The sequence below is a fragment of the Streptomyces sp. NPDC047515 genome, assembly GCF_040643055.1.
Classification (GTDB): Bacteria; Actinomycetota; Actinomycetes; order Streptomycetales; family Streptomycetaceae; genus Streptomyces.
The window spans coordinates 1-18,806 of record NZ_JBEYTM010000066.1; the positions used below are offsets into that span (position 1 = coordinate 1).

At 70.4% G+C, this 18,806-nt stretch carries 13 protein-coding genes; 11 read left to right on the forward strand and 2 right to left on the reverse strand.

Annotated elements, in window-relative coordinates; all coding sequences use genetic code 11:
- The first annotated feature begins 191 nt into the window (after window positions 1-191).
- From ABZ826_RS33690 to ABZ826_RS33705, 4 genes are all read left to right on the forward strand, one after another.
- A complete protein-coding gene (locus tag ABZ826_RS33690) occupies window positions 192-3,359 on the forward strand; it encodes a hypothetical protein (RefSeq protein WP_361457078.1) in 3,168 nt (1,055 codons plus the stop codon).
- Complete coding sequence (locus tag ABZ826_RS33695; protein WP_361457081.1) at window positions 3,356-4,060, forward strand: DUF4255 domain-containing protein; 705 nt, start codon at window positions 3,356-3,358, stop codon at window positions 4,058-4,060. Before ABZ826_RS33690 ends, ABZ826_RS33695 begins: the two co-directional genes overlap by 4 nt.
- A gap of 2 nt (window positions 4,061-4,062) precedes the next feature.
- Window positions 4,063-6,192, forward strand: a complete 2,130-nt coding sequence (locus ABZ826_RS33700) for an ATP-binding protein (protein WP_361457144.1) — start codon at window positions 4,063-4,065, stop codon at window positions 6,190-6,192.
- Window positions 6,193-6,577: 385 nt separating this feature from the next.
- Window positions 6,578-8,299 (forward strand): DUF4157 domain-containing protein, encoded by a 1,722-nt coding sequence (locus ABZ826_RS33705; RefSeq protein WP_361457147.1) that lies wholly within the window; start codon window positions 6,578-6,580, stop codon window positions 8,297-8,299.
- A gap of 78 nt (window positions 8,300-8,377) precedes the next feature.
- Here the strand turns inward: ABZ826_RS33705 and ABZ826_RS33710 are convergent, their stop codons facing one another.
- Complete coding sequence (locus ABZ826_RS33710) at window positions 8,378-8,563, reverse strand: hypothetical protein (RefSeq protein WP_361457084.1); 186 nt, start codon at window positions 8,561-8,563, stop codon at window positions 8,378-8,380.
- A gap of 770 nt (window positions 8,564-9,333) precedes the next feature.
- Window positions 9,334-11,115 carry a helix-turn-helix domain-containing protein gene (locus ABZ826_RS33715; RefSeq protein ID WP_361457087.1) on the reverse strand — a complete coding sequence of 594 codons (1,782 nt, stop codon included), beginning with the start codon at window positions 11,113-11,115 and terminating at the stop codon, window positions 9,334-9,336.
- 213 nt (window positions 11,116-11,328) lie between these two features.
- On the opposite strand from ABZ826_RS33715, the gene ABZ826_RS33720 reads away from it, so the two are divergent.
- The 7 genes from ABZ826_RS33720 to trxA are packed head-to-tail and all read left to right on the forward strand — an operon-like array spanning window position 11,329 to window position 18,802.
- The gene (locus tag ABZ826_RS33720) at window positions 11,329-11,811 is read left to right on the forward strand and encodes a general stress protein (protein ID WP_361457090.1); all 483 of its coding nucleotides are present in this window, start codon (window positions 11,329-11,331) and stop codon (window positions 11,809-11,811) included.
- 53 nt (window positions 11,812-11,864) lie between these two features.
- A complete protein-coding gene (gene dnaK / locus ABZ826_RS33725; protein WP_361457093.1) occupies window positions 11,865-13,760 on the forward strand; it encodes a molecular chaperone DnaK in 1,896 nt (631 codons plus the stop codon).
- An 8-nt stretch (window positions 13,761-13,768) separates the two neighbouring features.
- On the forward strand, window positions 13,769-14,380 hold the full coding sequence (grpE, locus tag ABZ826_RS33730) for a nucleotide exchange factor GrpE (RefSeq protein WP_361457096.1): 612 nt from the start codon (window positions 13,769-13,771) through the stop codon (window positions 14,378-14,380).
- A 6-nt stretch (window positions 14,381-14,386) separates the two neighbouring features.
- On the forward strand, window positions 14,387-15,313 hold the full coding sequence (locus ABZ826_RS33735) for a J domain-containing protein (RefSeq protein WP_361457099.1): 927 nt from the start codon (window positions 14,387-14,389) through the stop codon (window positions 15,311-15,313).
- Window positions 15,310-15,717, forward strand: a complete 408-nt coding sequence (locus ABZ826_RS33740) for a chaperone modulator CbpM (RefSeq protein ID WP_361457102.1) — start codon at window positions 15,310-15,312, stop codon at window positions 15,715-15,717. The genes ABZ826_RS33735 and ABZ826_RS33740 overlap by 4 nt, the downstream gene beginning before the upstream one ends.
- Window positions 15,708-18,347 (forward strand): ATP-dependent chaperone ClpB, encoded by a 2,640-nt coding sequence (clpB, locus tag ABZ826_RS33745; protein WP_361457105.1) that lies wholly within the window; start codon window positions 15,708-15,710, stop codon window positions 18,345-18,347. The genes ABZ826_RS33740 and clpB overlap by 10 nt, the downstream gene beginning before the upstream one ends.
- Window positions 18,344-18,802, forward strand: a complete 459-nt coding sequence (gene trxA, locus ABZ826_RS33750; protein ID WP_361457108.1) for a thioredoxin — start codon at window positions 18,344-18,346, stop codon at window positions 18,800-18,802. The genes clpB and trxA overlap by 4 nt, the downstream gene beginning before the upstream one ends.
- Window positions 18,803-18,806: the final 4 nt, after the last annotated feature.

Consider the following 18,806-nt stretch of genomic DNA (forward strand, 5'->3'; position numbering starts at 1 on the left):
CCCGCGCGGCGGCGTGCGCACGCCGCCGCGCGGGAGCCCGCGACAGGTGTCCGGGAAGAGAGGCCAGGGAAGAGGCCGCCGCAAAGGGCAGCGCCCCCTTCCCCTGCTCCGGGTACTCCGGGCCTGTCTTTGGCCCCGCGCGCAGGCGATGCTTGTGAGGGAGAGTCACCAACCAGACTGTGAGGTGGGCCGTGACCGGCACTGCTGGCCCGGCGAGGAATGCCCGGCTGCGTCGGCTGACGGGCGTCGTGGTGCTGTTGGCGCCGCTGCTGGTGGCGGGCTCCGCCGCCGGCCCGCAGGATCCGCCGAGGTTCTCAGCCGCGGCGGACGACGTCCCGGCGGATGCCGGCCGCATCGCCTTCGCCGGTACCGAACACCGCAGCCTCGGCAGGGTGTCCGACCCGCAGACCAGTGCCCCGCTGTTCGGCCCCGGACCGGCCCACTACGACCAGGATCCCTCCGCACGCCGCGACGTGCTGGTCTTCACCAGCCTGCGCGACGCCGCGCGACCGCAGGTGTACGTGCGCGACGCGGACGGAGCGGTGCGCAGGCTCACCACCGACCGGGACGCCGCACACCCCGAACTCTCCCCGGACGGACGGACCGTGGTGTTCGACTCCGCGGAGCCGGGGCCGGGCGGCTCGGTCCAGCGCGACCTGTGGACGGTCGGCGTCGACGGCTCCGGCCTGCGACGGCTGACGGACACCGCCGCCGACGAGAACTCCCCGACGTTCTCCCCGGACGGCTCCCGGATCGCGTACTCCGGTGACGGCGATCCCGTTCGGGGCCGGCAGATATACGAACGGGCCGTGTCCGGTGGCCGCGTGGCCCGGATCAGCGACGCCCCGGCCGGCGACGCGACCGAGCCGGTGTGGAACCCGGTGGACGACGACTCCCACCGCGCTCTCGTCGCGTACACGCTTACGACGGACGACGAGACCGGACCCCGGCTCCGGGTGACCGAGGGCATCGGAACCGACCGTCCCCTGCTGGCCGGTGTCCAGACCGACTGGCGGACCCGCTCGGCCGCCTGGCTGCCCGACGGGAACGACCTGGTTTTCCTCAGCCCCGATACGACCTGTGGGTGCAAGGAGTTCGACCACGTCTACCGGGCGACCACCTTCACGGGCACCGAACCGCGTACGGTGCTCGGCGAGGACCGGGCGGTCGAGTCCCCCACCTGGCTCGGCCCCGTGGACTCCGGGAACGTCGTCGTCGCACGGAGGAGCGCCTCGGCGGCGAACGACGTGACACTCCAGGACGTCCGACAGGACGGTTCGGACCCGCGTGACCTCGGGCTCACCCTGCTGCGCGAGGACCCGGCGGCCGGTACGAACACCGACCCCGCCGTCGATCCGCTGTTCAACCCGTCGGAGGGCTACGACCCGTGGACCGAGCGGCAGAACTACACGCCGGACGGCAGGCGCATCGTGGTGACCCGCTTCGAGGATTCGGACGCCGGGCGCATCGAACGCATCTGGATGGCCGACGCCGACGGCTCGAACGCGGCGCCGATGCCGCTCGCCGGACGCGGCACCCTCGACTGGGACACCGACCCCACCTTCTCGCCGGACGGCTCCAAGCTGGCGTTCACCAGGACCTCGCCCGGCGGGGTCGGCGAGGCCGCCGGGCCGAGCAGCATTCTCATCGCGGACGTCGCCACGGGAGCGATCGTGGGCAGAATTGTTCCGCCGGAAGGGCAGTTGGCAGGAGGTGACGCGCAGCCGACCTGGTCGTCGGACGGCACCACCCTCGCGTTCACCCGCAACCATGTGATCCGGGGCCTCGGCGGCATCAAGCACGTCTGGACCGTGCCGGTGGACGCGCTCGACCAGCAGCGGGACCTCAGCGTCACCGGGTGCCCCGGTGAATGCAAGGTGATCGACGACAGCCCCGCGTTCTCCCCCGACGGCGGCACGCTCGCCTTCAACCGCAAGGACGGTGGTGGCCGGGTCAACGAGCGCGCCGGAATCCTCGTGACCTCGCTGACCGGTGGCGACTGCCGCGTCGTGCTTCCGTCCGTCCAGCGGGACAATCCCGACGCGTGCCGCCAGGACATTCCCGATACCTCGCTGACCGGGCCCTTCCAGCCCCGCGACGTGGCCTGGTCGCCGGACGCGGGACGGCTGGTGCTGAGTTCACGCAGAGCGCTCGCGCCGAACTCCCCTGAGCAGCTGTCCGTGCTCGACCTCTCCTCCGGCACGCTGACGCCGTTCGGCGGCAGACTCACCGGGCGGCAGAAGGAGCCCAGCGTCCAGCAGTCGGTCGATCTGTCGCTGACCGCACCGCCCACCGCACCCGCGGTGGACATCGGTTCCTCCGTATCGGTGACGGCCACCGTCACCAACAGGGGTCCCGCACCCTCGCCCGGCACCATACTCACCGTCGACGCACCGCCCGGTGTGCGCCTGGAGGAGCTCACCACCCCGGCCGGGCCCTGCGCCGCCGGGTCGCCTCAGTGCGACCTGGGCGTGCTTCGGCCCGGGACCAGTGTGGAGGTCACCGCTCGGCTCACCGGTGTGACGACGGGAGACCAGCGGATCGGCTGGTCGGTCACCGGAGCCGTGGTCGACCCGAACCCCACGGACAACGCCACCGAAACGACCGTCCCGGTCCAGGACGTGCCTCCGACACCCACGCCGACCCCGTCTCCTACGACCCCGTCTCCTACGACCTCGCCGCCCCGGCCTCCGGCGCCCCAGCCGCCCGAACCGAAGGCGGGGCCCGGTGTCACGGTGCGCGCGCAGCCCAGCCCCGGCTTCGTCGGCGGCCGGGTGGTGGTGACGTACACCGTGCGCAACGGCAAGAACGCGCTCGCCACCGGTCTGCGGCTGAGGCTCGGACTGCCCTTGCGGATCCCGGCCGGTCCGCTTCCGGCGGGCTGCGCCGCCGGAGTCTGCACGCTGCCCGACCTGGCACCGGGAGCCTCCACGGTTGCCCGCGTCGTGCTGACGCCGGACCGGGCGCTGAGGACGACCATCACTGGAACGCTGACCACGACCGGTACCGACGCCGACACCGGTGACAACGTCTCCAGGATCCCGCTGCGCATCCTTCAGCCCCGTATCGTCGCGGTGCCCGCCGTCGGCAAACCCGGGTTCGTCACCTCCGTGCGGGGCAAGGACTTCCCGCCCGGAGCACCGGTGACGCTCACCTGGAAGCCCGGGATCACGGCAACCGCACCGCCCACCGTCCCGCGCGGGGACCGTACGTTCATCGCGCAGCTGCTGATCCTGGCGAAGGACCAGACGGGGCCGCGCACGATCACCGCCGAGGGACCGGGGTTCAGTCCGGTCACCACGCCCTTCCTGGTGGTCAGCGGCACCATCGTCCCGCCGGACGAGGTGGAGCGCCGGTGATCCACGAAGTGGACGAGGGGCTGCGGCTGCTGCTGGTCGATGCCGGCCTCCAGGAGAGCGGCGTCGACCTGGTCTTCGATGCACCGACGAAGGACTGGTCCGCCCGGCGCAACGCCCCCACGATCAGTGTGTTCCTCCACGGCATCCGTGAGGATGCGGCCCGCCGCCGTACCGGCGCGGCCGAGGAGCACGACGAGCAAGGAATGGTCATCGGTTGGCGGACCCCGCCGCGCTGGTTCGAGCTGACCTATCTGGTGACCGCCTGGACCAACCGCCCGCAGGACGAACACCGCCTGCTCTCCGAGGTGTTGCGCTGCCTCGTACGGTCGAACGTCCTGCCCGCCCGTATGCACACGGGCAGCCTCGCCGAACTCGGGCTGACCGTGGAGATCGAGGCGGCGGGTCCGGGCACCGACGGGCCGTCCGCCTCGGACGTGTGGTCCGCGCTCGGCGGTGAGCTCAAGGCCGCGATCGACCTGCGTGTGTGGGCACCGCTGGCCGGCGAACGGACTTCCGCCGGCCCGCCGGTCACCGAAGGGCTGGTGGTGAAGGCCGCCGCCGCACGGGATGGCGACGGGGCGGGTCCGGGGCGCCGACTGCGCTACGACGGGTCGTCGGACCCTGGTGGGCAGGGTTTCGCCGCAGAACGTGAACGGCAGTTGCCGCCCGGCCGGCGCAGGCGTGGGGGCGCGGCTCGATGACCATGACACAGGGCACCCGTACCGTCCTCGAACCGCCCGGCACCCCGACGGCAGCCATCGAGGACCTCTGGCAGCGGTTGGGACATGTCGAGCGGCGGGTCAGGCAGGCCGTGGCGGATCGGCGCGCCATCGACCCGGAACCGGACGATCCGTACCGGGGGCAGTACCTCACCCCCGAGGCGGTCGAGCGGATCATGGAGTCCCGCGACGCGTTCGCGCCCGTACCGGCGTACGGCTCCGAGCCTTCGCCGCACTCCCCGCCCGGGAGCCGGATCCGGCACCTCGCCGAGAACTTCGGCCTGGCACCGCTGGACGTCGACCTCCTGCTGGTCGCGATGGCCCCGGACATCGACATCCGGTTCGAGCGGCTCTACGGCTACCTCAATGATGACCTCACCCGGGGCAGGCCGACCATCGGCCTGGCACTGGAACTCTGCGGGCTGCCCGCCGCGAGCTCCGGCCGTTTCCGGTTCTCGCCGTCCGCGCCGCTGATCGCAGGCGGGCTGCTGGAGGTCCTGGAAGCCGACCGCCCGCTGCTCTCACGGGTGTTGCGGGTGCCGGACCGGATCACCGCGTACCTGCTCGGCGACGACGAGCCCGATGGGAGACTGCGTGGCCTCGTCCGTGTGGTCGGGCCCGAACAGGAGCCGGACACGGGACCGGAGGCCCTGCGGGTCGCAGCGGCGTTGGGCACGGGCAGCGGCCTGGTGCATCTGCTCGACCGGGGAGGCGATCCCGGCAAACTGGCAGTCGAGGCGCTTCTCGTCGCGGGGCGTCGTCCGCTGGTGGTCGACATCGCGGCACTCGCTGCCGCTCCCGAACCGGCGAAGATTATACGGACCCTGGCGGTTGAGGCCCGGCTGAGCCGCGGCGGCGTCGTCCTCGGACCGCTCGAATCGATCGCCCCCGAGCGGCCCGAGGGAGCCCAGCTGCTCGGTGGCCTCTGTGCGGCGGTCAGCGGTGCTCCCCTGGTCGCGTTCGGAAGGAAGAACTGGGATCCCCTGTGGACCAGGGAGAGCCCGGTTCCGGTCAGCGTCCTGCCCCCCGCCCCCACGGGCGCGGCGCGACAGTGGCGTCGGGCGCTCGCCGAGGCCGGTACGTCTGTCGGGCTGCCCGCCGAGAACGCGTCGGCCGACGAGGGACTCATCGAAGCCACCGCCTCCTACCGGCTCGACTCCGAGCAGGTGCGCAAGGCCGCCGTCGTCGCCTCCCGGCTGGCGGTCTTGGAGGAGCGTCCGGTGGACGCGCAGGACCTGCGCACGGCGGTTCGGGCACAGAACGGCGCGGGGCTCGAACGGCTCGCCCGCCGCATCGAGCCCGCGGTTGGCTGGGACGACCTCGTGCTGCCTTCCGCAACCCTTCGCCAGCTGTCCGAACTCGCCCTGCGCGCACGCCACCGTGAGCAGGTGCTCGGTCAGTGGCGTATGCGGCCGGGAGGCGGCCGGGGACGAGGGGTCATCGCGCTGTTCGCCGGTGAGTCCGGCACCGGCAAGACCATGTCCGCCGAAGTGGTGGCGTCGGAGCTCGGCATGGAGCTCTACGTCGTGGATCTGTCCACCGTGGTGGACAAGTACATCGGCGAGACCGAGAAGAATCTCGAAAGGATCTTCGTCGAGGCGTCCGACGTCAACGGCATCCTGCTGTTCGACGAGGCGGACGCGATCTTCGGGAAGCGCTCACAGGTCAAGGATGCGCACGACCGCCACGCCAACGTGGAGTCGGCCTACCTGCTGCAGCGGATGGAGTCCTTCGACGGGATCGCGGTGCTCACCACCAATCTGCGGGCCAATCTCGATGAGGCCTTCACCCGCCGCCTCGACGTGATCGCGGAGTTCCCCATGCCGGACGCCCAGCAGCGACTGGCCCTGTGGGACCGCTGCCTCGGGACGGCGATCCCACGCGACGCGGAACTCGACCTGGAGTTCTGCGCGGGACGCTTCGAGCTGGCAGGAGGATCGATCCGCGCCTGCGCGGTGACCGCCGGATATCTTGCGGCGGAATCCGGGAGATCGCTGGGTATGGAGCAGATCGTCTCGGCCGTGCTCCAGGAGTACCGCAAACTCGGCCGGCTGGTCCTGGAAAGCGAGTTCGGTCCTTGGCTGGACCGTGCACAGGAACGGGGCAAAGGGTGACGCCTTCGGAAACACCGGCCGTGCCCCTCCCGGCCGGGGTGTAGTCCGGGGCGACGGTGACGGTGTGCGTACCCGGAGGGCGGGAGACGCTGCCCTCAGGGAGAAGGCCCCTGCCCTGCAAGGCCAATCTTCCTGTCGAGTGCGCCGATAGGGTCGAGCCCACAGGGTGAGCGGCGTGCGATCCGACCGCCGTCGGCCCTGGTCGCGGCGGAAGGAGCCAGCAGCTGTGTATGCACACGAGCGGTCGGCAAAGGCGGTCCGCCCGGGACCATCGGCGCGAGCGGCCAAACGTGCGGAGTCGGTGTTCCGGCCCGGCCCCCGCCGTCTGACGCCCGCGCGGGCGATGGACCTGCAGCGCACCATCGGCAACGCCGCCGTGGCGCGCATGGTCGAAGAAGAGGCCGAGTACGGCGCAGTCGGGCAGGAGAACCCGCAACCCGTACAGCGCTCCACGGCGCATGCGGTGCTCCGCTCGCCAGGTCGGCCGCTGGACGAACCTGTCCGTACCGAGATGGAGGCACGCCTCGGCTCCGACTTCTCCGGCGTCCGCGTGCACGACGACAGTGCGGCAAGCGCCTCCGCCGCGGAGGTGGGTGCCCGTGCCTACACCTCGGGCAACCACGTCGTGATCGGTGCGGGCGGGGCTGACCTGCACACCCTGGCCCATGAACTGACCCATGTCATCCAGCAGCGCAAGGGACCCGTCGCCGGCACGGACCATGGCAACGGCCTCAAGGTCTCGGATCCTTCGGACCGTTTCGAACGCGAGGCGGAGGCCAACGCGAGGCGGGCCATGGCCGCTCCGTTGGGGAGCGCGAGCGCACCCTCCCGCGAGAGCGCCGGGCAGACGCGCAGCACACCGCCCGTGTCCCCCGTACGGAACAGCCGCGACCCTCGCCCCCTCGCAGAACGGCAAAGCACCATGGGCAACGCGGCCGTGTCGCAGTTGATCACGGTGTCGCGGATGATGACCGAGGACGATTTCAAGCAGAGCACGGCGACCTTCGGACCACGCGGCCGCTCCGGGATCACCAAGGTGGACAACGCGCTCAAGGCGTTCTACGCCTTGCCGGACACCAGGCCGGGCGTCCGGTTGCTCGCGCTCAAGGACATCGTCAAGGCGTGTGCCGACTACGCCGACCACAAGGCCGAGGGAGGGTCGCGCGTCGGGGGCACCCGGCAACTCGGCGAGCAGGCCGAGGCGGTGCAAGCACAGCTGGACCCCGAGGCGGTCTTCCGGGACCTGCTGACCGAACTCGACCGCATGATGAGCGAGGGGAAGAACCCGGACCTCGACATCCGCATGCCGGCCGGTGAGGCCCAGAAGACGGCCCAGGCCGTCCCCGCGGAGCAGTTCCACGCGATGATGGGCGACTTCGTCCAGAAGTTGGGGGCGCTCCGCGAGGACCAGGCACTACCTGAGGAGACGCGCGCCGTCATCGGGGAACTGATGGCCGTGGTGCCCCTGGTGACCGTGATGCAGTACCCGCAGGGCGGCATGCCCGGTATGAAGCTCAACCCGGCCACCGACGGCGGCGGCCCGGCGTTCACATTCAACGTCGACACGCAGGCCAGGGGTGGCACCTCCTTCCTGCTGGGGCACATCGCCCACGAGCTGACCCATGTCGCGGCCCACCAGGCGTTCGGCAGCAGCCCGGTGATGGAGCTGGTGCAGTCCGGGGCGACCGATGAGGAGGTCGCGGCGCTGGCGGCCGAGCGCAAGCAGGCGCTCAGCGATTTGAAGTTGGAGCTTGCCGGAAACCCCGAGTTCGACGAATTCCAGCGAGGGATGCTGGAGGAAAAGCTGGTCTACGGCGCACAACCGCACAAGCTGGAGCGATACGCGGACTCCTTCGAGAAGGCGGGCAAGATCACCGCCGCTCAGAAGGATCGCCTGGTCGGCTGGGGCAGGGCAGCCGGAGACGCGTCCGGCACGCTGGTCGAGTACGACACCGTGCTCAACCAGATGCTGATCTATCTGCACATGTGGCAGATCAGCCAGGGCAACCCCTTCTACATGCGACTGCGGGCGGTGGCCCAGGCGGCGTACGACCGCCGTAGCCGCGCCCGCCGGCACACGGACCAGCCGACGGATCAGTCGTCGTAGAACGCTTCGCGAGTCACGATTACTTGGTGCGTGACTCCTGGCCCCGGCTGCGGGGCGGGACGATGTCGAGGACGGCCATCATGCCCATGTTCTAGGGTCTTCCCATGGAGACCTGAGCCCTGTCCAGCTCGCTCCCGCGGACGCCACGACGAAGATCAGCGAGACCAGCAGGAAGAACCACCATGTCGTCAGGGAGCCGTTGATCAGCAGGACGGCGAGGACGGCTGCCACGACTGCCGAGCCGAAGTAGGTGCCCGCGATCATCGGCTTTCTGCCAACGGCGTCGAACAGTCGGCCGAGAAGAAGTTGTCCGAGGAAGTCGGCGATCGCGAAGAGGGCAAGGAAGTGAAGAGGGCAAGGAAGTAGGGGATCGAGCCGGAGCCGATGTCGAAGAAGCCGTTCAGGATCGTGCCCAGGTCGAAGACGATCGCGTTGCACAGGAACGCCTGTTCGATGAGGCTCCGGCCGGGTCCAGGAAGCGGGTGGATTCGGTGTCGATGGGTGACTGTGGCCGGTCGAGCAGCAGGGCACGATGATGACGTCGTACGCGATCGAACTCGGAGGGATCACAGGACACAGCTTCTCCCACGGACCGCGAGGTGCCGCAGCGGTAGCACCTCACACATTGCGTTAGATGGGCGAGTTTGCAGCCTGCTTCAGGGCGCCTTGGTGGGGGCGCCGCCCGCCACACGCTCGGCGCGGACTTGGCGGAGCATGCGCAGTACTTCGTCGAGGATGCTGTCTGGCTTGTCCGTCTCCAGGACGAGTGCCGCTTCTCCATGCCGCGGCGGACCAGGCGATGGACTACGCGGCCCGGGCCCACCTTGAAGAGATCGCTCAGCGCTTCCGCCGGCGCCCGCCCCGGCCCGCGGCCCCTCCGCCGGCCGCCACCGCGCCCGCAGTCGCTGGTTCCGTCTGCGGACCGGGCCGGCCCGCCGAGACCACCAGCAAGGGCCCACCCACTGCAGCGCTGTCGCAGGGCAGCCCGACCAACTGCCGCCCGGTATCGCTTGCGCAACAGTTCTGGCAGAGCATCAGCCGGGTCCGCCCAGCACGATCTTCCACACTCGGGTCGCCACCTGGAGGTTCAGCCGGTCCTCGACGTTCGCGAGGTCGTTGCCGCTGATGTCGCGGATGCGCTGGAGCCGATAGCGCAGCGTGCTGCGGTGGATCGCGAGGGATTCGGCGGTCTCGTCGTAGTTGCCGCCGCAGTCGAAGTACCGGGACAGGGTCTCCACCATTGCCGTGTGGTGCCGGGAGTCGTAGTCGATGAGCTGCCCGAGCCACTCGTGGACGAACGTCTCCAGTTCCCGGTAATCGTTGCCGGGTCCCAGGATGCGGTAGAGGCCAAGCTCGTCGAAGAACGTCGTGCCGTAGCGCTCGCGGGAGTGGCGGCGCACTTCCAGGGCGCGCTGCGCCTCCTGGTAGCGGTGGGGGATGTCGTCCAGGGAGTCGCAAGGGGCGCTCACTCCGATCGTCCCGGACCGTGTCCCGGTCTCCCGGGCGAGCGCCTCGTACAGCGCGCGGGCGTGCGGCCTGTCGTCGGCGATAAGGACCACGTGGTCGGAACGTCGGGTCAGCAGCGAGCGCATGCCCACGGCAGAGGTCGCCCGGCCCACGGTCTGCGCGAAGGAATCGTCCGCAGTCCGGTTCGACCACTGCACCACGACGACGTAGTGGCTGCGGTGCAGGTCGTGTCCGACTGCCTCGGACCGGGCGTAGGCGCTCGCCTCGTCCGTCCCTGCCAGGAGGTCGTCGACCAGCTCGCGGTGCAGCCTCAGCTCCACTTCGGCCAGATTGCGCAGGTGCGCCAGCTCCGGAGCGAGTGACGTGGCGGCGTGTTCCAGCGCGAGCACGGTGTGCTCGTCGGCCTCGTCCCGGGCATCGACCAGGGCCAGCACGCCCAGGATCTCGCCGTGCGGGCGGACCAGGGTGATCAGCCGGTCCTTTATCCGCACCGGCCCGACCTCCCGGGCGACGGCGTGCAGCATTTCGTCCTGGCGCACGGGGTCCGGTTCCGGATAGGGGTCGGGGCGGCTGGGGCCGGTCCAGGACCTCAGCCGACCGAAGCGGTCCTCGACCAGCGCGGGGAGCCCAGTGAGCCCGTGCAGTGCGCGGGTGATGGCTTCCTCGCCGCCGCCCGAGGCAGCGACGTCGGCCATGAGCGCGTGAACGTCCCGCTGGTACCCCAGCTCAGCCACGACGGAGATCAGCTGCCCCTGGAGGGCTGTGCGTTCCTCCCTCAGCCGGTGCAGTTCCAGCGCGTCCTCGCGTTGGCGGCGGTGTGCGAAGGCGACTGACAGTGCAGCAGCGGTGTGCCGGACGAGCGTGGCGAGCAGGGATCGCTCGGCCTCGGTGGGCCGGGAGCGGGACGTCACCACGAGGTATCCGTGGAGTCTCTCAAGTCCGCGTAGCCCCAGGGCCCGGCCCCAGGGCCTGCCGGGTACGGTCATAGGGCCGTCCTGCCCGGCCAGCTCCCGCACCCTCCGGTCCATGGCCAAGGCATGGATCTGCCCGTTCCTCGGGCTGGGGACCAGATCGCCGTCCACCTTGAGGTATCCGGCCTCGGCGCTGTATGGCCCTGCGGCGGCTATGTGGTCCATGGCCAGGCGCAGGATCTCGCCTTCGTCCGGGGTGTCGAACAGGGCGCGGGAGAGCACCATCAGTTCGCGGAGGGCGTGGTCGGCCGGGGTTGGAGCGGGTGGGCGGGGCCCTCTCCGCGCGGCCGTGGTGTGCCGCCCGGCGCTGCCCCGCGGAAGGCTGCCCTGCCGGTCGGAGCAGCGGCGGTACTGGTTGTGCGCCCGGCTGCCGGCCATGGGATCACTCCGTTCTCCCCGAGCCTACAGGCGAGCGGTGGTACCCGCTCTCGGGCCGGCTCATCCGAGATGTTCGGATTCTTCCTTTCGTACTCGTGGGGCGACCGGACCCGTGCATTTCTGACTCGCCAGGCGCAGGCGTGGAGCCACTCGGCCCGCCACCCTGGGGAGTGTTCGAAACCGTCCGTGCGCGCCGGCAGGAAGGGCTGGGCGATGACCGAGCAGCATCGCAGGCCGGTTGCCTCGTACAAGACGTACCGGGAAGCCGAACGCGCCGTTGACCACCTCTCTGACCACGGGTTTCCCGTGGAGAGGGTGGCGATCATCGGCCAGTACCTGCGCCTGGTCGAGCAGGTGATCGGCCGGATGGACTACGGCAGGGCCGCCCTTCACGGAGCGGCGAGCGGTGCGCTCCCCGGTGTCCTGATCGGCTGGCTCTTCGGCCTTGTGAACTGGCTCGACCCCGTCGTCTCCGCCCTGCTCCTCGCCCTGTACGGGCTGATCTTCGGAGCGATCGTCGGCGCGCTGTCCGGCATGCTGCTGCACGCCCTGCAGGGCGGTCGCCGGGATTTCGCCTCGATCCGCTCGATGCAGCCGAGCCGGTACGAGGTCGTCGTGGACGAGGAGGTCTCCGACGAGGCTGTACGGCTGATCGGCGGGCTGCAGACCACCGGCAGAGGTTCCACCCGTACCTGAACGAACGTGATCTGGAGAGTCGGCGCAGGCCGCCGTACCGGGAGGAGTTCCTCATGGCCAAGGCAGTGGGCATCGACCTGGGCACCACCAACTCGGTGATCGCCGTGTGGGAGGGCGGCGAGCCGACCGTCGTGCCCAATAGCGAGGGCAACCGCACGACACCGTCCGTGGTGGCCTTCACCGACACCGGCGAGCGATTGGTGGGCCAGCTGGCCCGGCGCCAGGCGATCCTCAACCCCAAGGGCACCATCTACTCGGCCAAGCGGTTCATCGGCCGGCACTTCGACGAGATCTCCGACGAGGCCAGGGCGGTGGCGTACGACGTCGTCGAGGGCGACGGCGGGGCGGCCCGCTTCAAGGTGCGCGACAAGCTGTACGCGCCTGAGGAGATCAGCGCACAGGTGCTGCGCAAACTCACCGACGACGCCTCCAAGCAGCTCGGGGAGCGGGTCACGGAGGCGGTCATCACGGTGCCCGCCTACTTCAATGACGCTCAGCGCACCGCCACCAAGGACGCCGGACGGATCGCGGGACTGGAGGTGCTGCGGATCATCAACGAGCCGACGGCGGCCGCCCTCACGTACGGCATGGACAAGAAGCAACACGAGACCGTCCTCGTCTTCGACCTGGGCGGCGGCACCTTCGACGTGAGCATCCTCGACGTCGGCGACGGCGTGGTGGAGGTGCGCTCCACCGCCGGCGACAGCCACCTGGGCGGCGACGACTTCGACCGGCGTCTGGTGGATTACCTCGCGGACGACTTCCAGAAGGAGAACGGCATCGACCTGCGCAAGGACCCGCAGGCGCTGCAGCGACTGTTCGAGGCGGCGGAGAAGGCCAAGACCGAGCTCAGTTCGGTGACGCAGACGCAGGTCAGCCTGCCGTTCATCACCGCCGACGCCTCGGGCCCCAAGCACCTCACCGACTCGATCATGCGGTCCACGTTCGAGCAGATCACCAGCGACCTGGTGGAGCGGTGCCTGGGACCGGTTCAGCAGGCCATGGCCGACGCCAAGGTCGGCGAGAGCGACATCGACGAGGTCATCCTCGTCGGCGGTTCCACCCGCATCCCCGCTGTCCAGGCCCTCGTGCGTCGGCTGACCGGCGGCAAGGAACCCAACATGAGCGTCAACCCCGATGAGGTCGTGGCCCTGGGCGCCGCGATTCAGGCCGGGGTGCTCAAGGGTGAGGTCAAGGACGTGCTGCTGCTCGACGTCACACCCTTGTCGTTGGGCGTGGAGACGCGCGGCGGAGTGATGACGAAGATCATCGAGCGGAACACCACCATCCCAGTGCGCCGCAGCGAGACCTTCTCCACCGCCGAGGACAACCAGCCCGCCGTCGACATCGTCGTCCTCCAGGGCGAGCGCGAGCGGGCCGCCGACAACCGCGTGCTGGGCCGGTTCCAGCTCACCGACATCCGGCCGGCGCCGCGGGGCGAACCACAGATCGAGGTCACCTTCGACATCGACGCCAACGGCATCCTCAACGTCAGGGCCCGCGACCGGGACACCGGCAAGGAACAGGGCATCACCATCAGCGAGAGCTCCAACCTGGACCGCAGTGAGGTCGAACGCATGGTCCAGGAAGCCGAGCGCAACCGGGGCCAGGACCAGGCACTCCGCGAGGCCGTCGACGCCCGCAACGAACTCGACGCCGTCGCGTACCAGGTCGAGAAGCGCCTCGCCGAACTGGGCGACGCAGCGCCCGCGCACGAGAAGGCACGCGCCGAGATGCTCGTGTCCGACGCCCGGGCGGCGGTCAAGGAAGAGGCAGGCGTGGAGCGCGTACGCCCCCTGACCTCCGAACTCCAGCAAGTGCTCGCCGGGCTGGCGGCCCATCAGGGCGCCGCCACCGCGGATGGCGGTCCCGGCCAGGATGCCGCCACCGGTGGTCCCACGAGTGGCGGTGGCGACGATGTCATCGACGCCGAGTTCGACAAGGGCTGAGGCGCGCCATGCCCAGCCACCCCCAGGAACCCGACCGGGCCGCGTCGGATCCGGTCGAACCGGTCCCGGAAGGTGCCGGACGCCCTCCGCGCGGGGATTTGCCGCAACCGGGCCCGCCGACCCGGCCGGAAGCGGCGGACGGCGAACCGGGACCCGACGCCGCCGGCCCCGCGCCTGCCGAGGACGAGTACACGACCGCGATCCAGGAACTGGAGGACCGCTGGCGGCGCGCACTCGCCGACCTCGACAACCTTCGCAAGCGTCACGCCAGGGAACTGGAGCGCGAACGGGCGGTCGAGCGGTCCCGCACGGCGGCCGCCTTCCTGCCCGTCCTGGACAACCTCGAACTCGCCCTGACCCATGCCGACGCCGATCCGGGCGCGATCGTGGAGGGCATCCGGGCCGTACGCGACCAGGCGGTGAACGTCCTCGAACTGCTCGGCTACCCGCGGCATGCGGAGACCGGCGTCGCCTTCGACCCGGCCCGGCACGAGGTGGTCGGCGTCGTCCAGGACCCCAACGCCCCACCGGGCACGGTCGTCGAGGTGCTGCGCCCCGGCTACGGGGACGGCGAGCGGCAGCTCAGGCCCGCCGCCGTGACTGTCGCGAAGCGGGAGTGAGCGGTCATGGCACGGGACTTCTACGAGGTGCTGGGCGTGTCGCGGACCGCGAGCCAGGACGAGATCCAGCAGGCATATCGCAAACTCGCCCGCAGGTACCACCCCGACGTCAACAAGGACCCCGGGGCAGAGGAGCGTTTCAAGGACCTCAACGAGGCATACAGCTTCCTGTCCGATCCCAAGACCCGGGCCCGCTACGACCGCTTCGGCGAGGATTTCCGTAAGATCCCGGAGGACTTCGACGAACGGGTCGCGGCGGGAGCGGGCGGCGGCTTCCGCGGTCGGAGGACCGCAGGCGGTGGCGGTCCCCGCGTCCGGTACGCCACCGGCTTCGGCGCGGAGGGCATCGACATCGAGGATCTGCTCGGCTCCATGTTCGGAGCCGGCGTCCCCGGAGCGGACCAGGAGGCCGAACTGCCGCTCACCGTCGAGGAGGCGTACCGAGGCGGCCGTCGCACCGTCACGCTCGCCGGTCCCACCGGGCAGCCGCGGCGGTACGAGGTCGACGTGCCGCCGGGCGTCACCGACGGGCAGCGCATCCGGCTGGCGGGTGAGGGCGGCCGGGGTACTGGTGACGCCCCCGCGGGTGACCTGTACCTGCGGGTGCGTATCCAGCCCCACTCTCGGTTCCGGCTGGACGGCCGCGATGTGCACGTCCAGGTCCCGGTCGCCCCTTGGGAGGCGGCCCTGGGTGCGACCGTGCCGGTGCCCACCCCCGGCGGTGGCACGGCCAAGGTCACGGTGCCCGCGGGCTCCTCCAGCGGCCGGCGGCTGCGGCTGCGTGGCGAGGGCATGCCGAACCCGCGCGGCGCGAATGGCGACCTGTACGCCGAACTCCGTGTCATGGTGCCGCCCGCCCTCGGTGACCGGGAGCGCGAACTGTTCGAGGAGCTCGCCGCCACTTCCTCGTTCGACCCCAGGAGGACGCGATGAACGACCGACCCGCGGGAGCGGCAGGCATCGGCCGGGCCGGCGTGGGCGCCCGTCCGGTACGAACGGGCGCCGACATCACCGCCTCGACGGCTGTCCGGTACGCGCTCGTGCCCGCCCCCAGGCTCTCCCTCGACGCCGTGGCCCGTCGCTCGGGCCTCCACCCCGATCTGATCCGCCGGTTCGTCGCCCTCGGCCTGGTCGACGCCGAACGCGACGCCGCGGGGCGCCTGGTGTTCGACCCCACGGCCCCGGCGGTCCTTGCCCGCATCCAGCGGCTGCGCACCGGACTCTGCCTCAACTACGCATCCATCGGCCTGGTGCTCGACCTGCTCGACCGCATCAGCCTGCTCGAAGCCGCCCTGCGCGGCCGCGGCACGAGGAGTGAAACACCCCCATGGACATGAACCGTCTCACCCAGAAGTCCCAGGAAGCCCTCCAGGAGGCCCAGACCGCGGCCGTCGGCATGGGGCACACCGAGGTCGACGGGGAACACCTGCTGCTCGCACTTCTCGATCAGGAGGGCGGTCTGATCCCGCGGTTGCTGCAACAGGCCGGCACCGAGCCGAAGGAACTGCGCGCCGCCGTGCGCGAGGAACTCTCCCGCCGCCCGAAGGTCACCGGCCCCGGCGCGGCACCCGGCCAGGTCTTCGTCACCCAGCGCCTCACCCGCCTGCTCGACGCCGCCGAACGGGAGGCCAAACGCCTCAAGGACGAGTACGTGTCCGTGGAGCACCTCCTGCTCGCCCTGGCTGAGGAGAGCTCTTCAACCGCCGCCGGGCGACTGCTCAAACAGGCCGGCATCAACAGGGACTCGTTCCTGAACGCGCTCACCCAGGTCCGCGGCAACCAGCGCGTCACCTCCGCCAACCCCGAAGTGGCCTACGAGGCTCTGGAGAAGTACGGCCGCGACCTGGTCCTCGAGGCTCGGTCCGGGCGGCTGGACCCGGTCATCGGCCGTGACGCGGAGATCCGCCGCGTCACCCAGATCCTCAGCCGCAAGACCAAGAACAACCCCGTCCTCATCGGCGACCCCGGCGTCGGAAAGACCGCCATCGTCGAGGGCCTGGCCCAGCGCATCGTTCGCGGCGACGTCCCCGAGGGCCTGCGCGACAAGACGGTGTTCGCCCTCGACATGGGCTCCCTGGTCGCCGGCGCCAAGTACCGCGGCGAGTTCGAGGAACGCCTCAAGGCCGTGCTGTCCGAGGTGAAGGCCGCCCAGGGGCGCATCCTGCTCTTCGTCGACGAACTCCACACCGTCGTCGGCGCGGGCGCCGCCGAAGGGGCCATGGACGCGGGCAACATGCTCAAGCCGATGCTCGCCCGCGGCGAACTCCACATGATCGGCGCCACCACCCTCGACGAGTACCGCAAGCACATCGAGAAGGACGCCGCCCTCGAACGCCGCTTCCAGCAGGTCCTGGTCGACGAGCCGAGCGTGGACGACACCATCTCCATCCTGCGCGGACTACGCGAACGCCTGGAAGTGTTCCACGGCGTGAAGATCCAGGACACCGCGCTGGTCTCCGCGGCCACCCTCAGCCACCGCTACATCACCGATCGATTCCTGCCCGACAAGGCCATCGACCTCGTCGACGAGGCGTGCGCCCGGTTGCGTACCGAGATCGACTCGATGCCCGCCGAACTCGACGAGATCACCCGCCGCGTCACCCGCCTGGAGATCGAGGAAGCGGCCCTGTCCAAGGAGACCGACCCCGCCAGCAAAACACGCCTGGAGGAACTGCGCAGGGAACTGGCCGACCTGCGCGGCGAGGCCGACGCCAAACACGCCCAGTGGGAAGCCGAACGGCAGGCGATCCGCCGCGTGCAGGACCTGCGCCAGGAACTGGAGCAGGTTCGCCACGAGGCAGAGGAGGCCGAACGCGCCTACGACCTCAACCGCGCCGCCGAACTCCGCTACGGCCGCCTCCAGGACCTGGAGCGCCGACTCGCCGCAGAAGAGGAGCAGCTGGCCGCCAAACAAGGGCAGAACCGGCTGCTGCGCGAGGTCGTCACCGAGGAGGAGATCGCCGAGATCGTCGCCGCCTGGACCGGCATCCCCGTCGCCCGCCTCCAGGAGGGCGAACGTGAGAAACTGCTGCGCCTCGACGAGATCCTGCGCGAGCGCGTCATCGGCCAGGACGAAGCCGTCAAGCTCGTCGCCGACGCCATCATCCGCGCCCGTTCCGGCATCCGCGACCCTCGCCGCCCCATCGGCTCGTTCATCTTCCTCGGCCCCACCGGCGTCGGGAAGACCGAGCTGGCCAAGACCCTCGCCCGGACCCTGTTCGACTCTGAGGAGAACATGGTCCGCCTCGACATGAGCGAGTACCAGGAGCGGCACACCGTCAGCCGGCTCATGGGCGCACCGCCCGGATACGTCGGCTACGAGGAAGGCGGCCAACTCACCGAGGCCGTACGCCGCAAGCCGTACTCGGTCGTGCTGTTCGACGAGATCGAGAAGGCGCACACCGATGTCTTCAACACCCTGCTGCAGATCCTCGATGACGGCCGCATCACCGACGCTCAGGGCCGCACCGTCGACTTCCGCAACACCGTGATCATCATGACGTCCAACATCGGCTCCGAGCACCTCCTCGACGGCGCCACCGCCGAAGGTGAGATCAAGCCGGACGCCCGCGCCCTGGTGATGGGCGAGCTGCGCGGGCACTTCCGCCCGGAGTTCCTCAACCGCGTCGACGACATCGTGCTGTTCAAACCGCTCGGCGAGCGGCACATCGAGCGGATCGTGGAGCTGCAGTTCGACGAACTGCGCCGCCGCCTCGCCGAACGCCGCATCACCGTCGAACTCACCAACTCAGCCCGGGAAGTGATCGCCCACCAGGGGTACGACCCGGTGTACGGGGCCCGGCCACTGCGCCGCTACATCTCCCACGAGGTCGAGACACTGGTCGGACGCGCCCTGCTGCGCGGCGACGTCCAGGACGGCGCGACGGTGCGCGTCGACGCCGAACACGGAGAGCTGGTGGTCACCTACGACCAGCCCGAGGACGTGAAGGGAGCGAGGGCGGCATGAGTACCGTGCAAGCCACCAACGTCACCTGCCCGCACTGCGGGCGCGCCAACCGGGTACCCGTGGCCGCCGAGGGCCGCCCCAGGTGCGGCAACTGCAAGCAGCCTCTGCCGTGGATGGCCGACGCGGGCGACGACGACTTCACCGAGGTCGTCGAGCAGGCCACCGTGCCCGTCGTCGTCGACCTGTGGGCCACCTGGTGCGGCCCCTGCCGCATGGTGAGCCCCGCGCTGGAGAAGGTCGCCGCCGATCTCGCGGGAACGATCAAGCTGGTCAAGGTCGACATCGACAAGAACCCGCGCCTGGCACGGCGGTTCGAGGTCCAGGCGGTACCGACGCTGCTGGTCCTCGACAAAGGACAGACCATCGCCCGGCAGGCGGGTGCCGCACCTGCCCCTACCCTGCGGCGGTGGGTGGAGCAGTCGATCGCGGGCCGCGAACCGGCCGGGAAAGGGTGATCGG

What these genes read in the sequence shown, in the direction of transcription:
- clpB (WP_361457105.1), top strand. Translation starts at nt 15,708, where the DNA reads ATGGACATGAACCGTCTCACCCAGAAGTCCCAGGAAGCCCTCCAGGAG.
- ABZ826_RS33740 (WP_361457102.1), top strand. Translation starts at nt 15,310, where the DNA reads ATGAACGACCGACCCGCGGGAGCGGCAGGCATCGGCCGGGCCGGCGTG.
- dnaK (WP_361457093.1), top strand. Translation starts at nt 11,865, where the DNA reads ATGGCCAAGGCAGTGGGCATCGACCTGGGCACCACCAACTCGGTGATC.
- trxA (WP_361457108.1), top strand. Translation starts at nt 18,344, where the DNA reads ATGAGTACCGTGCAAGCCACCAACGTCACCTGCCCGCACTGCGGGCGC.
- ABZ826_RS33705 (WP_361457147.1), top strand. Translation starts at nt 6,578, where the DNA reads ATGGTCGAAGAAGAGGCCGAGTACGGCGCAGTCGGGCAGGAGAACCCG.
- grpE (WP_361457096.1), top strand. Translation starts at nt 13,769, where the DNA reads ATGCCCAGCCACCCCCAGGAACCCGACCGGGCCGCGTCGGATCCGGTC.
- ABZ826_RS33710 (WP_361457084.1), bottom strand. Translation starts at nt 8,563, where the DNA reads ATGATCGCGGGCACCTACTTCGGCTCGGCAGTCGTGGCAGCCGTCCTC.
- ABZ826_RS33700 (WP_361457144.1), top strand. Translation starts at nt 4,063, where the DNA reads ATGACACAGGGCACCCGTACCGTCCTCGAACCGCCCGGCACCCCGACG.
- ABZ826_RS33720 (WP_361457090.1), top strand. Translation starts at nt 11,329, where the DNA reads ATGACCGAGCAGCATCGCAGGCCGGTTGCCTCGTACAAGACGTACCGG.
- ABZ826_RS33715 (WP_361457087.1), bottom strand. Translation starts at nt 11,115, where the DNA reads ATGGCCGGCAGCCGGGCGCACAACCAGTACCGCCGCTGCTCCGACCGG.
- ABZ826_RS33735 (WP_361457099.1), top strand. Translation starts at nt 14,387, where the DNA reads ATGGCACGGGACTTCTACGAGGTGCTGGGCGTGTCGCGGACCGCGAGC.